General features: G+C 39.1%; 9 protein-coding genes. 6 read left to right on the top strand and 3 right to left on the bottom strand.

The features are described from left to right. Positions 1–1,811 precede the first annotated feature (1,811 nt). Together FUA48_RS09780 and FUA48_RS09775 are read right to left on the bottom strand one after the other, a co-directional pair. Positions 1,812–5,411 carry a PAS domain-containing hybrid sensor histidine kinase/response regulator gene (locus FUA48_RS09780; RefSeq protein ID WP_147583365.1) on the bottom strand — a complete coding sequence of 1,200 codons (3,600 nt, stop codon included), beginning with the start codon at positions 5,409–5,411 and terminating at the stop codon, positions 1,812–1,814. A 139-nt stretch (positions 5,412–5,550) separates the two neighbouring features. After that, on the bottom strand, positions 5,551–6,216 hold the full coding sequence (locus FUA48_RS09775; RefSeq protein ID WP_147583364.1) for an IS6 family transposase: 666 nt from the start codon (positions 6,214–6,216) through the stop codon (positions 5,551–5,553). A gap of 244 nt (positions 6,217–6,460) precedes the next feature. Between FUA48_RS09775 and FUA48_RS09770 the strand changes: the two genes are divergently transcribed. From FUA48_RS09770 to FUA48_RS09750, 5 genes are all read left to right on the top strand, one after another. Then, positions 6,461–6,913, top strand: coding sequence for an Hsp20/alpha crystallin family protein (locus tag FUA48_RS09770; RefSeq protein WP_147583363.1), 453 nt, complete (start codon positions 6,461–6,463; stop codon positions 6,911–6,913). A 68-nt stretch (positions 6,914–6,981) separates the two neighbouring features. Beyond that, the gene (locus FUA48_RS09765) at positions 6,982–8,148 is read left to right on the top strand and encodes a cation:proton antiporter (RefSeq protein WP_147583362.1); all 1,167 of its coding nucleotides are present in this window, start codon (positions 6,982–6,984) and stop codon (positions 8,146–8,148) included. 37 nt (positions 8,149–8,185) lie between these two features. Next, a complete protein-coding gene (locus FUA48_RS09760; RefSeq protein WP_147583361.1) occupies positions 8,186–8,476 on the top strand; it encodes a hypothetical protein in 291 nt (96 codons plus the stop codon). A gap of 786 nt (positions 8,477–9,262) precedes the next feature. Then, a complete protein-coding gene (locus FUA48_RS09755) occupies positions 9,263–9,748 on the top strand; it encodes a YqhA family protein (protein ID WP_147583360.1) in 486 nt (161 codons plus the stop codon). Between the two features lie 195 nt (positions 9,749–9,943). Next, a complete protein-coding gene (locus FUA48_RS09750) occupies positions 9,944–11,035 on the top strand; it encodes a helix-turn-helix domain-containing protein (RefSeq protein WP_168196968.1) in 1,092 nt (363 codons plus the stop codon). Positions 11,036–11,192: 157 nt separating this feature from the next. On the opposite strand, the gene FUA48_RS09745 is transcribed toward FUA48_RS09750, so the two are convergent. Continuing rightward, positions 11,193–12,773, bottom strand: coding sequence for an arylsulfatase (locus tag FUA48_RS09745; RefSeq protein ID WP_147583358.1), 1,581 nt, complete (start codon positions 12,771–12,773; stop codon positions 11,193–11,195). Between the two features lie 265 nt (positions 12,774–13,038). Here FUA48_RS09745 and FUA48_RS09740 point away from each other — a divergent pair, with 265 nt between their 5' ends. Beyond that, on the top strand, positions 13,039–13,725 hold the full coding sequence (locus tag FUA48_RS09740) for an HTTM domain-containing protein (protein ID WP_147583357.1): 687 nt from the start codon (positions 13,039–13,041) through the stop codon (positions 13,723–13,725). Positions 13,726–13,983 lie beyond the last annotated feature (258 nt).

Below are 13,983 nucleotides of genomic sequence, written 5' to 3'. Positions count from 1 at the left end.
TGAGCCCGCCAGAGTCAAACCTGAAATGACATGCGGGGTCAGATATGGAAATCACGCAAAGGACACCCGGTTATAATTAGTAAAAAGACTGTAAAGCAAAACAACCATGCCAATTATATAAAAGATATCACTTTCCGTATTCCCGATATCAACCCAAAATCCAGGACGCTGCTGCTAAAAAAACACCTATGATGTAGTCAATGTATCCGCGTGCTGTGGCGCCTCGCTTTCCCACGGTAATAAATTTATATACAAAATTATTGAATTAATAAAGAGTAAACATTACATCATTTCAGTAAGCCCTAGTATAAGAAATTCAATAACAAAGTCAATCTCGTTAATAACAGCTACCTTTTACTTTTCCTAGACCGTATAATCAGATAGAGATAAAGCAGGAAATTTATAATCGAAATTATAAAAATGATAAACAGCATAAAGAACATCAGCCACTGAGCGGTTGTGTACAGGTAGGCAAGTACGATAATCAGAAAAAAGCCACTTATAACAGCCCCCAAGAATGACAATATTAAAATACACTTTTTCATAATGCTTCATTTAAACAGTCGGTAAAGTGATTTTTAATCAGTACGCTTTGGATAACTAAAAGTAGTGAATTTATCGGAAATAGAATCTAAGACAACTATTTATTCCTTAGTTCCCCTTTGAAAGAGGTGCAACCGATTTAACCTTCGTTTATAAGAAAAGTAAAAAGATGCTTCATTCGAGGTTTTGGATGTATATCGGGTGTTACCATTTCAGGCGTGTTGATTTGTAGTTGAAGGTTTGTAACCATTGTAAATTAAAAAAATTCTAAGTAATCAATAAAAGTTCCGGCATTTCTGGAATTTACTTCATTGTTCTAAAAACAGAATAAATATTATAATAAAAACAGGGAATTCCTTCCCTGCTCCAAACCTTATTCCTGCTAAGGAATGTTACTAAACCTGATTAAATATAATCTGAAAATTCTTAATAACAGATGTTAGCACTTTTTAATCGATTAAAATTATTTAAAAATCGTTAAAAAGTCCGCTGAGACAGTTAAGACATCATTTTTATAAAACAAGAAGTCAGTTACGCTTTCCCAGAATCTTCCTATTATAGAGTTGATGATCATCAATTCAGGCATAAAACCAAATCATGTAAAAGTCTTAAGGATATTCCTGATCCAACAGATTGTCTGGTATTCTATTGGTACTTTTCCCTGTTTGTTTTTTACCATCGGGAGAAGGTAAGAGAGAAAACTGCCGGAGAAAGTACAAACGGAATCAAGAGCATCCGAAATAACAATCACTAAACAGCACCATGAAGCTCGTCTGTCATGGCAATGCAGAAAATACTTAAGTACCATTTCGCATAATATCACTTGTAGGCCTGTAAAGTAATTTACTACTGCTCGCTGTTATTTTGCAAAAGATAGCAAATAGGTAGTCAGTACTACCCTGTCGCATAACTTGCTTAAGAGAGTGGGAAGCAATCCGTCATCCGTATGATTGTACCCGCACAGTTATAAAGAACTGCTCTATTCTGATTATGTGATACTATAATCAAATTTTTGAATTTCTTCTTTGATAGAATCATTATTTGAACATTCTTGACTGGTAATCACATATAAAAATTTGGTTGTTAAACTTCAGTTTAGTACCTTTAGTTTACATAACAAAATTAATTATTGGTTATTAAAGCCCTGTTTCATACTTTGGGGCAAGGTCGGCAGGGCTTTTCTTTTCTTAATATTCAATTAACATGGTATTTATGAACCTCATATTATAAAACAAATAACAGTAAAACCTAAAGTTTCCGGACGTTTCTCAATCTTTCAACAAATACTTTTCTGCAATGGCTTTTATAGTATCAAAAAGTATAGGCTTGGTAATATAATCATCCATTCCTGCCTCAAGACAGCGTTCACGTTCTCCTTTGAGAGTTCTGGCGGTTAAGGCGATAATAGGTATTCTTGTACCTGCTTTTTCAAATTTCCTGATTTGCCTGCTGGCGTCAAAACCACTCATTACCGGCATCTGTATATCCATAAATATGAGGTCAGGCGCATTCTTCTGATACATTTTTACCGCTTTTTCACCATCTTCGGCTACTAAAACAATAGCCTTGGGCAATATCTTTTGTATTATGCTCTTGGCAAGAAACTGATTTACAGGGTTGTCTTCCGCTACCATAATGTTAAACACGCTGCCTTCATCTTTAACGAAGGTGCCTGTCATTTCCTGACCATTACTGCCATTCTTCTTAGTGATTCTGCTGATAAGTTCAAATAACCTGTCTATGTTTATCGGTTTGGCAACCTCAAATTTAATATCAAGTTGTTTGTATAAATCAAGGGTCAAACTGTCAATAATTGAACTGTGAAGTAATATTACAGGCAGCATCTCTTTATCGATATCAAACTTTTCCCTGATATGCCTTATAAGATCAAGTCCGTTGAGGTAAGGCATATTATAATCAATAATAGCGAGGTCGAAATCGTTTCTGCTCTCCAGGACTTCAAGGGCTTCTATACCATTCTCCGCACTTACCGAAGCGATCTCTCCGAAAGCAAGCATATCCCTTAAAATAGTACGGTTATTTACGTTGTCATCAACAATAAGAACATTGCTGATGTTTGCCGCTTTTTCTTCGATTGTACTCTTTCCAGTAAGTGTTTTAAACCTTACCCTAAATGAAAAAACACTCCCGCTGTTTGGTTCACTTTTTACCTCAAGCCTGCTATCCATAAGTTCCAGCAGCCTGTTACTGATCGTGATGCCCAGACCGGTACCTCCGTATTTTCGGGTGGTGGAGGCATCTTCCTGATCAAAAGCATTAAATATTTTCTGCAGGTTATGAGGAGCTATCCCTATCCCTGTATCCCGTATTGAAAATTCAAAGAGCATTTCATTTTCATTATTCCCGATAGCCTCATTGCGCACTCTAAGCTCTACTTCTCCTTTTTCAGTAAATTTAATTGCATTATTCAAAAGATTGATCAATATCTGTCTTAATCGTACCGCATCCGCATAAACAAATCTGGAAATATTTGGCGAAACATCCAGTAACAGTTCAAGATTTTTTGAGTGGGCCGCGTGCTTAATAATATCAATGGTCTGGCTGCATAGTTCAATAAGGTCCGTTTCCTCCAGATACAACTCCAACTTACCGGCTTCTATTTTAGAGAAATCCAGGATGTCGTTAATCAGATCAAGTAGAGAATGTGCGGATGTATTCACCATCTGCATATACGTACCCTGAGTTTCATTCAGCTCGGTAGTCATCAGTAAATCGGTAAATCCTATCACACCATTTAAAGGAGTCCTAATCTCATGGCTCATATTAGCCAGGAATTCCGATTTGGATCTGTTGGCAGCTTCCGCCCTTATTTTTTCACTTAACAAAGATTTTTCCATTTCCTTAAGCTCAGAAATATCAGTTCCAATGGCGACATAACCGGAAATCTCCTCATTCTCATCCCTTACCGCGGTAATAACCAGCTGCACGGGAAACAGGGTTCCGTCCTTTCTGATGTAAGTCCATTCATGGGAATCATGCTTACCCCTTTTGGCCTTGTAGATAAAAACATCATCGATCGCCACTGCCTCTTGGTATTCGTCTGATAGTTCTTTTGCCCGGCGGATAATTTCCTTCTTATCATGTAGAGCTTTGATATCCATCTTGCCCACGACCTCATCGGAACTGTAGCGCAAAAGATTCTCAGCGCCTTTATTGAACTTATATATAATTCCATTTAGATCGGTCTCTATAATTGAAACCTGAGTCGTGGCATTTAGAAGGGTCCTCAAATCGTTTAAGCTCCTTTCCAGTTCCTTTCCTGCCAATACGCGGGAAGTTATATCGCTGATCTGAGAGATGAAATACTGAGGTGTATTGTTCTTGTCGCGGATTAAGGAAACATTCAGTAATCCGTAAACGATCTCTCCACTTTTATGTATATACCGCTTCTCAATACTGTAGCCGGAGCGTTTCCCCCTTATCACTTCTGAGAGAAGCCTCAGGTCCAGATCCAGGTCGTCCTGATGGGTCATTTCCTGAAACCGTAATTTCAGGAATTCTCTTCTTTTATAGCCAAGCATGCCGGAGAGGACATTATTGACCATCAGCCAGCTCCCGTCAAGCCCCACCAGTGCCATCCCGTTAGGGGAATACTCAAAAGCACTGCGAAAACGCTGTGCATTCTCTAGCGATTGCTCTTCTAGTAATTTGGCTTCAGTAATGTCCTCTATCTGTACCGTTATAAGATAATCCTCGCTATTCTCAGGATAGGCAATAGCAGTAAAGGTCCTACACCATATTATTTCTCCATTTGGCCTGAAAAACCGGCTTTCAAGAGTATATTCACTAATTTTTCCCTGTAGCAGCAGTTTTCTTTGTTCTTCCGCCTTTGGCAGATCCTCAGGATGTATATGGCTGTTTCGCGTTACCTTTAACAGCTGGTCCTTGCTCAGATTTTCAAGGCCGAATATTTTAATGCCCGATGGATTGATCAACAGCAGGTTATCATTACTGTTAATCAGTAATATGCCTACCGGAGAACTGTTGAAAATAATCTCAAAGCGCTCCCTGATATTTCGGTATTCTATTTCTCTCTCCTTTCGTTCGGTTATATCCTGGAATGCCCCGTATACCCTTATACTTTTTCCATTTTCCTGCACCGGACGTCCAATTACCCTGACCCAGCGGCAATTGTTTTTTGCAGTGATTATTCTTAACTCAACATCAAATGGTTTTCCGTATTCAATGGCCTCAGCAAAAAGATTACTGATGGCATCACGACTCCATCCCTGCTCATAGAAGTTAATGGCCGATTCAATATCCGGCTCAAAACTCTGGGGTACCTCATGAATCTCCTTTGTAACTTTTGTCCAACTGATTTTCTGAACGGTCACATCAACTTCCCACCCGCCTACCTTGGCTACTCTGTTGGTTTCATTTAATATGACCCTTAATTTTTTCAGCTTCTCAAGCTCAACCAGCAGTTTTTGCTGCTTAACATTACGCCGCTTGTAATGTTTCACAACCAGTCTGGAGGCCCTCTTGCCGGAATCAAAAATTACCTTGCCTACAGAGTGAAGTACAATGGAATAGCCCTTATCATCGGTATACATAAAATCGCCCTTAAACCCTTTACGGGGTTCTTCACGGGCAGCGTGCATCAGGTCAAGGGCTTTGTTCTTATCAAAAGTGTTGATACACATACTCCATTTATCAAAAACATGACCTGAAGGTGGCGCGCTATGACCAATAGACTTCCAAAAGACATCATTTATCCATAAGTTTCCTATTTGAAACAGGTCACAATACCATATCCCATCGAGGGAATCCTGCGTAAGCCATTCAAATAATTCAAAATCTTCCGATAACAGACTCTTAAACTCTTTCTGTAAATCTGTTGTGCTCATTTCAGTTTATCACTATGCTTTATTTTCTAAAGTAACTGAAATAAAATAGAAAAACAAACATTTTAATACTTCTATAAGTTAACAGATTGGTTCTGTCACATCTGTTTGTTAAAATCCAAGAAATTCGAGTACTATAACTTTATGCTGCCAGTTTGCAGAATGATTTGAACATAGTTGTCCCAGGATTAATCATCTGATTCTTTCTCAACATATGTATAACTTCTATTCCACTCAATGTTCTCTTAGCTGATTCAAAACTTTTAAAGCCTAAGCTGTTTTGTATTCTCCATTTTATAAAACGATGATCTTGCTCCACAATGTTATTAAGATATTTACATTGACGGATTTTAATTTTAGAGAACGAACGTTTATTATAAACCTTGATAGCCCCAGTATTGGAAACACTTTTATCTATATTGATGACTCTTGGTTTACAATTATTAGTAATCGCTTTGATTAAAAAAGATTGGGCACTCATCCTCTGCCTTTTCCTGGTCAACAGAAAATCAACTGTATTGCCTGATTTGTCAACTGCCCTGTACAGATAAAACCAAACACCTTTCACTTTAATATATGTTTCATCCATTCTCCAACTCGTCCCAACTAAAAGTTTTCTCTTTTTCATTTGCAACTCAATAAATGGTGTAAACTTATACACCCAGCGCTGAATCGTAGCATGGTCAACCTGAATGCCGCGAATCTTCATTATATCTTCAACATCCCGGTAGCTCAGAGTAAACCTAAGCTTAAAATATACGGCCTGAAGAATTATGGATTTCGGATAGCAATGACCTTTGATATTCATGAAATAAAGATTTTAAAGACCAAAGGTAAAACATATGTGTAGATGCGACAGAACCAACCGTACTCCTCTATAGTATAACAGTTCATTCGCCGGTCAAAAAACTGATGAAAGTGTCAGATTTTCAGTTCTACACTGAAAATCTGACACGATTATCCTTTGGCATACTTTTAGATTTTTTCTCTGCAACCGGCCTAATCGCTGGTTACGCAAATAAAATAGTTGTCTAATTTTAAAGTTAACAGTTATGAATTTACTTAAAAGAAACGGAAACGCCGGAATGGGCTTTCCAGGTTTGTTTTTTGATGACATTTTTGGCCGTGAGCTTTTCAATTGGGAAAACGGCAACTTCTCAACCACAAGCACAACCCTGCCTTCGGTAAACATCCGGGAATCGGCAGATCATTTTGAGGTGGAAGTCGCTGCTCCCGGAATGGACAAAAATGATTTCAGCGTCACACTGGAAGAAAATACACTTACCATTTCATCCGGCAAAGAGCAAAATGAGAATACCCAGGAAGGTTATTATACCAGAAGGGAATTCAGTTACCAGTCGTTCCAACGCAGTTTCGAATTGCCGAAAAATGTAGTGGATGAGGATCAGATTTCGGCCCGTTATGAGAATGGTCTTCTATTACTTACAATTCCTAAGAAGGAAGAGGCAAAACAAAAACCTCCTAGGTTGATAGAAATCTCATAATGCTATTCTTTTGTACTACTTGAGGCTGCCCTTTCGGGGCAGCTTTTCAATTAATAAATATTTTCGGTATGCCTTCTGATCTGTTCTCAGGTATCGCAATACTTTCATTTGTGGTATTGCTGTTGATCTTTTTACTAAGCAGGCTGCAACAGCCGTACTTTATTGCTTATATCCTCTCGGGTATCCTACTGGGCCCCGGGGTACTGAATATCATTCATTCCCCCGAGGTAGTCGGTCAGTTGGGAGAGGCAGGAATAGTATTACTCATGTTCTCCATAGGAACGGAAGTCGATATCCGCCACCTGAGCCGGAATTTTCTGCGCCCGCTTTTCATTGCGATGGTTCAGGTGCTGCTAAGCTTCCTCTGCCTTTACGCTATCGGAAGCCACATCGGATGGAGTAGGAACATAGTGCTGTTGCTTTCCTTCATCATCAGCCTGAGCAGCTCTGCCATAGTCTTCCAGTACCTGGAAAGGACCGGCGAGATAAAGAGTCAGTTGGGCAGCATCACCTGTGGTGTCCTTCTGATGCAGGATATACTGGTAGTTCCCATGATTCTTGTACTACATTTTCTTACCGGAAGCTCGGCTTCGTCTTTGGATTTGGTAAAGGTATGTTTCGGAGGTGCATTTATTATACTCTTTCTTTGGGCGGCCTTACGTAAAAAGTTATTCCGGATACCTATGCGAAGGGAAATAGTGGCAGATCATGACCTGCAGGTTTTTATTGGCTTTGCTATCTGTTTCGGAATGGCATGGTTTAGTGCCTGGCTGGGACTCTCACCTGCATTTGGCGCCTTTACTGCCGGAATGGTTATTGGTCAGGACAAGGCTACAAAATGGTTGGGTAAATCGGTTGTACCTTTCCGGGTGTTTTTTATGAGCTTTTTCTTTCTCGCAATAGGATTACAGCTTGAAGTGCTTTTTTTCGCTACTAATTTTGGGACCATACTTCTGATTACCGTCGTGGTACTCCTGATCAACAGCATCATCAATTCCGGTCTGTTCCGCTTAACGGGAAACAACTGGCGTGACAGCATCTATGGCGGTGCTCTTCTTTCCCAAATTGGGGAATTCAGCTTTGTACTGGTTACCCTTGCCGCATCCCTTGGGCTGGTCGGAAGCTACACGTATCAGATTACCCTTGCGGTAATAACCTGTACAATGCTGTTCAGCACCTTATGGTTAACGGTAATTCAAAAAATGATTTATCGGTTGGCGCTGGAAAAAAATTAACCGAATCGCATTGCAGAAACACTAAAAAAAGGGAACTATGGAAAATTTCTTTTACATCACACTTAATATAAGGACTGTTTCAGGGATTGATTCCTACGCCTACTATTATCTAGGTAACGACAAAAATAAAGCAGAAGCAATATTTCAGCAACTTAAAGGATCACAGCAGCTGGCGCCCGATACGGTCCTCACGATGGATTACACACAGATGAAAGACGGAATCCCCTTTCCGCTGACCATGCTGGCCTGTACCATTGAAGAGGTAACTTATAATACAAGAATCATCACACGGGAAATTTTTAAAAACCTGAACCTGGAATCCGATTAGTCTGATGAAAGTCGTTTCTCCCGGCAGCAATACCGATGAATTGAACTTGTATCCCTCTTACTGCAGCCTCAAGTCAGTAACAGTGTATTTTTGTGAATTCCTATGGCCGGTAGCTTATCGGACTCACTATAGCCGGACGGTAGGTAAAGATTTTGGAATATAAGGTAATTGGGGCTTAAAAATCAAGGAGGTGCGACTGAGCATTAATTTGAGGTTCAGTACAAATCAGGATCGGTAACCGCTGGAACTTTTTTAATGATGCATTTAGTAAAGCTTATGTTTATCCAGACACAGCTTGTCTTATTGCAAAAATGTAAAGATAGGCAACTACAATACAGAACGCGAGCGTACATACAAGTTAACAATTCATTTATACTATACTATTACCGTATTCCGATACTTTGTAAACAAACAGCTATGAAAAGCTTTCCTTTTTTATTGCTGCAACTTTTGCTATAGCAAAGGAAAGCGCTGTTTATTCCCACCTACGGTGCAGCCCTTGCAGCAGACCATTAACAGCGACAGTATCCTTACTGGAAGCCAATTCTACTTTTTCCCTCTTTCCAGCAGCCTCGCGTAGATTCATTCATGATCTGAATGCACTTACCCTCAACAGCCGTTGGTAAATTTTATTATCCAACAAAGCTTGTAAAGGTAGCGGGTAGTCAAAACCAAATTTTTTATATGTATTTGTCAAATTTGATAAATATTGGCAACGCCTAAAGCAGAAAAACCTACTTTAAAAAATAAACATGATTAATTTCAGAGCGTAAAAAAAAAACAATCATGAGAAATTTATTAAATCAGGTAGGAAATATTGCATCAATTATTGCCGTAATAGTCTTTGTATCAGGAATCATACTGACAGGAATTGGTATCTATGAACTCGTACTTACTTTTAAACCGGAAAGTTTTCATACAGCGGATTCATCAGCAACCATTATTGCTATAGGTCTACTTAAGTCCCTGGATATGTTCTTGATAGCCCTTGTATTTTTTATATTCTCTGTTGGAGTTTATACATTATTTAGTAACAGTCGTAACAATAAACGAATATTAGATAAAGTTCCCGAATGGCTGATGATTAACAGTTTTATCAAGCTCAAGGTTATATTGTGGGAAACCATACTTACGACGTTTCTGGTGTCATATCTTGCCGGAATTGCGGAAAAAAAATTTAGTGGGGAAGAGATAACAGTCCAGTCGCTCATAATCCCTGCCGCAATTGTAATGTTATCAATAAGTATGGTATTCTTAAAGAAAGAGTCGTAAAATTAAGTTTATCTTAAGAATATCGTTTTACAATTAGGATACTGCATTTTTTTTGTAAATTTAGACAACTAGCTATAAATTTACACTACCATGTTCGAGGCTTTTTCAACCATCTTGTCTTTTGTATTGTTTTTGTCCGTTTTTACTGGCGCCACACTTCTGATTTATTCTTCCGAAGCAAAGCGTCCAAACAGATTGCTTGCAATTTTTTATTTCCTGATTGCCTATCAGTCTTTTATAACCATCCTTATAACAACAAGAACCATCCTGGACTATCCTCATTTTTACAGGACGGGCTACATTTCCTTACTTGTCTCCACACCATTGGCTTATCTTTTTATAGAGTCCGTGCTAACCGGAAAAAACATCGATAAGGCCGATTTTTTGCATTTCATACCTGCCCTGGTATACATAATAGATTATCTGCCTTTGTTTCTTCTGGATGCTGCAGAAAAGCAAACATGGCTTAGTGATACCGAAAACTACAACAATACCCTGATTATGTTCAGCGAGAGCGTACTGTTTCCTCAGGGGTTCTATACGGCCCTTAACTACATACAGTCACTGACCTACTGGATACTGCAATGCATACTTATCTACCGCTTTATCTCTAAGAACAATATCGATGCAAAAAAAAATATCTGGCTACGCTGGTTGACACTCTTCATGATTGCAGAGGCCTTTACCTTTATACCACCTTTTGCCCTTCTCACTAAAGGCGATGAATTTAATCCTATACTGCTTTTCCTTTACATCGGAGGCGGAACCGGGCTGACTTCCATAATGATATTCCTGTTTCCGAAAATACTCTATGGCGTGGAAAATTTATCCCTTGATGAACTTAAGTTAATACCCGTGCCGGAATACAAGGCCCGAGGGACTCTTGAAACAGTTGAACCAGAAAACAAAGGTGTTTATCTAAGCGAGGAACGACTCGCAGAAATAGAGCGACTTATTGACAGTCATTTTTTTTCATCAGAAAAACCTTTTTTACGGCCACACTATACTCTTAATGAAATTTCAAGGGACCTTGGTATCCCTACTCAGTACCTTTCAATGATGTTCAACAGTAAAAAAAATGTCAAGTATAATGACTATATTAACGCTCTCAGGGTACAGCACACGCTTGATCTTATTGGGCGCGATATGCATAGGTCTCATACCCTGGAAGGTATAGCAAAACTTAGCGGTTTCAGCAATCGTAACACCTTTACAACCGCCTTCAAGAAGTTCACCGGTCAAAGGCCTAAGGAATATCTTAAGGACCTGCAGGCATATGATAAATAACTACCGTCAATATATTAATTCACGATTGGCTGTAAAATGTTGGTCTACCTGTTTTAAGAGTTAAAAATACTTCAAATCAGCCCCCTGCCACAGCTGCTGTACATTCGCTGACTGTCACAGGGGAAAGATTACAAAATTGGTTGTCTAAATAACTATATTATCTTCCCGTACCATTTCTTAATTTTTCTTCTATCCCACTCAGATTAAATGACCCGGGAACCTGACTCGGGGGGTAGTCAACCAGAGTCCGTAAAAACTTTGCAGCCATAGTCTGAATTGGAACAACTATAAATGCACGATCCAATATCCAGTCATTATATGTATTGGAGTTGTGTTGTGCTTTTTCAAAAGGATCTCTTCTCAGGTTAAATAAAATCGGAGCTCTTAACTCTACAAAAGGTTCCTGCCAGACTCCCAGTTCCTTCCCTCTGTTCTCCAGAAAAACCACTTTCCAGTCGCCGTACCTGGCAGCAACTACCTGACCTTCATCATTTATGTACCAAAATTCACTTCTGGGCGATACTTTCGACTTACCCGATAAATAATCTAACAGATTGTAGCCGTCAATATAATTCCTGTAGGTGCTGCCGTTAAGGGTTGCTCCTTTTAGCAATCTATCCTTTATGGTCATATCCCCGGCCGCAGCAGCAAAAGTAGGTAGCCAGTCTTCATGCGCTACAATGCCGTTTAAAGTGATGCCTTCAGGAAAATGACCTGCCCACTTTATAAAAGTAGGAACCCTGTAGGCACCTTCCCAATTTGAGTTCTTCTCTCCCCGGAATGGTGTGGTTGCGGCATCGGGCCATGAATTATAATGCGGCCCGTTATCTGTCGAATACATAACAATTGTATTATCGGCAATGCCCAGTTCATCAAGAACTTTTAACAGCTCACCGACATGCATATCGTGCTCTACCATACCATCGCTGTATTCATCCTGACCTGAGATTCCTCGATGCTCAGTCTTTACATGGGTTCGAAAATGCATTCTGGTGCCGTTCCACCAGCAAAAAAAGGGTTCACCTGCCTTATGTTTAGCTTTTATAAAGGCAATGGCTCTCGCTACTGTTTCATCATCAATTGTTTCCATTCTTTTTTTATCAAGAGGACCAGTGTCTTTTACCGTCTGTCCTCCCCTTCCGTCAGCCTTACAGTCAAGCACTCCCCTAGGACCAAATTGTTCTAAAAAAGTTTTACCATTTTCCAACTTCAAATCTCTTGGATAATCCATATTTTCCGGCTCTTCAGAGGCATTTAGATGATAGAGACAGCCATAGAATTCATCAAATCCATGCATGGTAGGCAAATGCTCATCCAGGTCTCCCTGATGATTCTTGCCGAACTGCCCGGTCGCATAACCGTTGCTTTTCAACACTGTGGCCATGGTTACATCTGCCTTTTGCCAGCCTTGTTTAGCCCCGGGCATACCTACTTTGGTCATACCTGAACGAACTGGCACAGCTCCGCTTATAAATGCTGCCCTTCCCGCAGTACAGCTCTGTTGCCCGTAATAATCGGTAAAGGAAATACCTTCCCTGGCTATTCTGTCTATATTGGGCGTTTGGTAGCCCATCATTCCCCTACTGTTATGACTGATATTCCAGGTTCCGATATCATCACCCCAGATGACAAGAATGTTAGGCTTCGAGGTCTTCTGCCCTTGAGCAAACAGTCCGCTACTCAAACAAAACAGAGCACCCAAAAATGAGATAAAATGTATAGTAATAGTTTTCTTCATGGTAGTAAATTTAATTGGTTACACAATGAAATATAGAGAAGTAAATTTCTTAAAAACAGCAGAGAATAATAATAAATCAATGGCAACATCTGCAAAAATTGAATAATTTTTGCAGGGAATTTCGTAAAAGGTAGGGAGAATCAGCCTTTGAAAACAAAAATGTCCGGATTAGAAAGAAGTGGATATAATTTAAATCCAAATTACAAAGTGATATCGCACTCGGTTATAAAATCCAAAGAAATTAGTAAATAAAAATCTAGCAGCCATCATAGACTTTCTCAATCCCTATATACATTCAGAGAGCCTGAGCATTAAAATCTTTCAGTGTACCTATTTTTTGTTGGGAATCTTAGTAATAATCGGTTTCTTCTCCAGAATTTCGGCAATCCTACTGTTAATCCTGCAGGTTTCACTTATAAAATCAAGTTATCTTTTTTCATATGGTGTGGATTTTTTCACAAGTATGTCACTCATGTATATTGCTTTAATGCCGTCAGATGATTATTTTTCCCTTCGCGGCTATCTTTGGCGCATCAAGGAAAAATCGGACCTTACACCATTCAGAAGGGCATTCCAGATTCATATCTGTATCGCCTATTTTGTTTCAGGTTTTGAGAAAATTATAGGATATAACTGGCGTAATGGTGAATCCGTATGGAAAGCTATTCATCTTATCGGATTTACAAATGATTTTAAAATTAATCTTGACTTTTTGGGTAATCATCCCTGGATATTTGTAGCGGCCGGATGGTTCACTATTATTGTAGAATTGTTTTATCCCTTATTTATTAACATACACAAAACAAGGACTGTTTGGCTATACCTTACAATTGCCCTACATTTGGGGATAGCACTTATGCTCAATCTTTATTTTTTCTCTGCTGTAATGATTACCTGGAACATTACAAATTACTATTTCGAGGACAAAAAAGGCAGTCTGCAGACCGTATAATATTATTTCTCCAACCTCTCTAATAACGGCCTGTAAATTTTTTGTTTACAGGTTTTTTTATTCCCCTTCCCTTTATTGAAAGAATTTTCGCCTTTTCACGATAGGCATTCACGATCTGATAGTTATTCAATCATAGCCTGGCTTCTGGATTTAAGAAAGCAAAGTGATAAGAACAGGTAGTTGAAGTTGTTCACTATTATATTTCTATCGCTACCGGAGCGTATAATGGCCGGGGAACTTATTATAAACATACTGTCT

Origin of the sequence: Flavobacterium alkalisoli, assembly GCF_008000935.1 — a bacterium.
Classification (GTDB): Bacteria; Bacteroidota; Bacteroidia; order Flavobacteriales; family Flavobacteriaceae; genus Flavobacterium; species Flavobacterium alkalisoli.
This window is presented reverse-complemented; position numbering and strand designations above follow the sequence as displayed.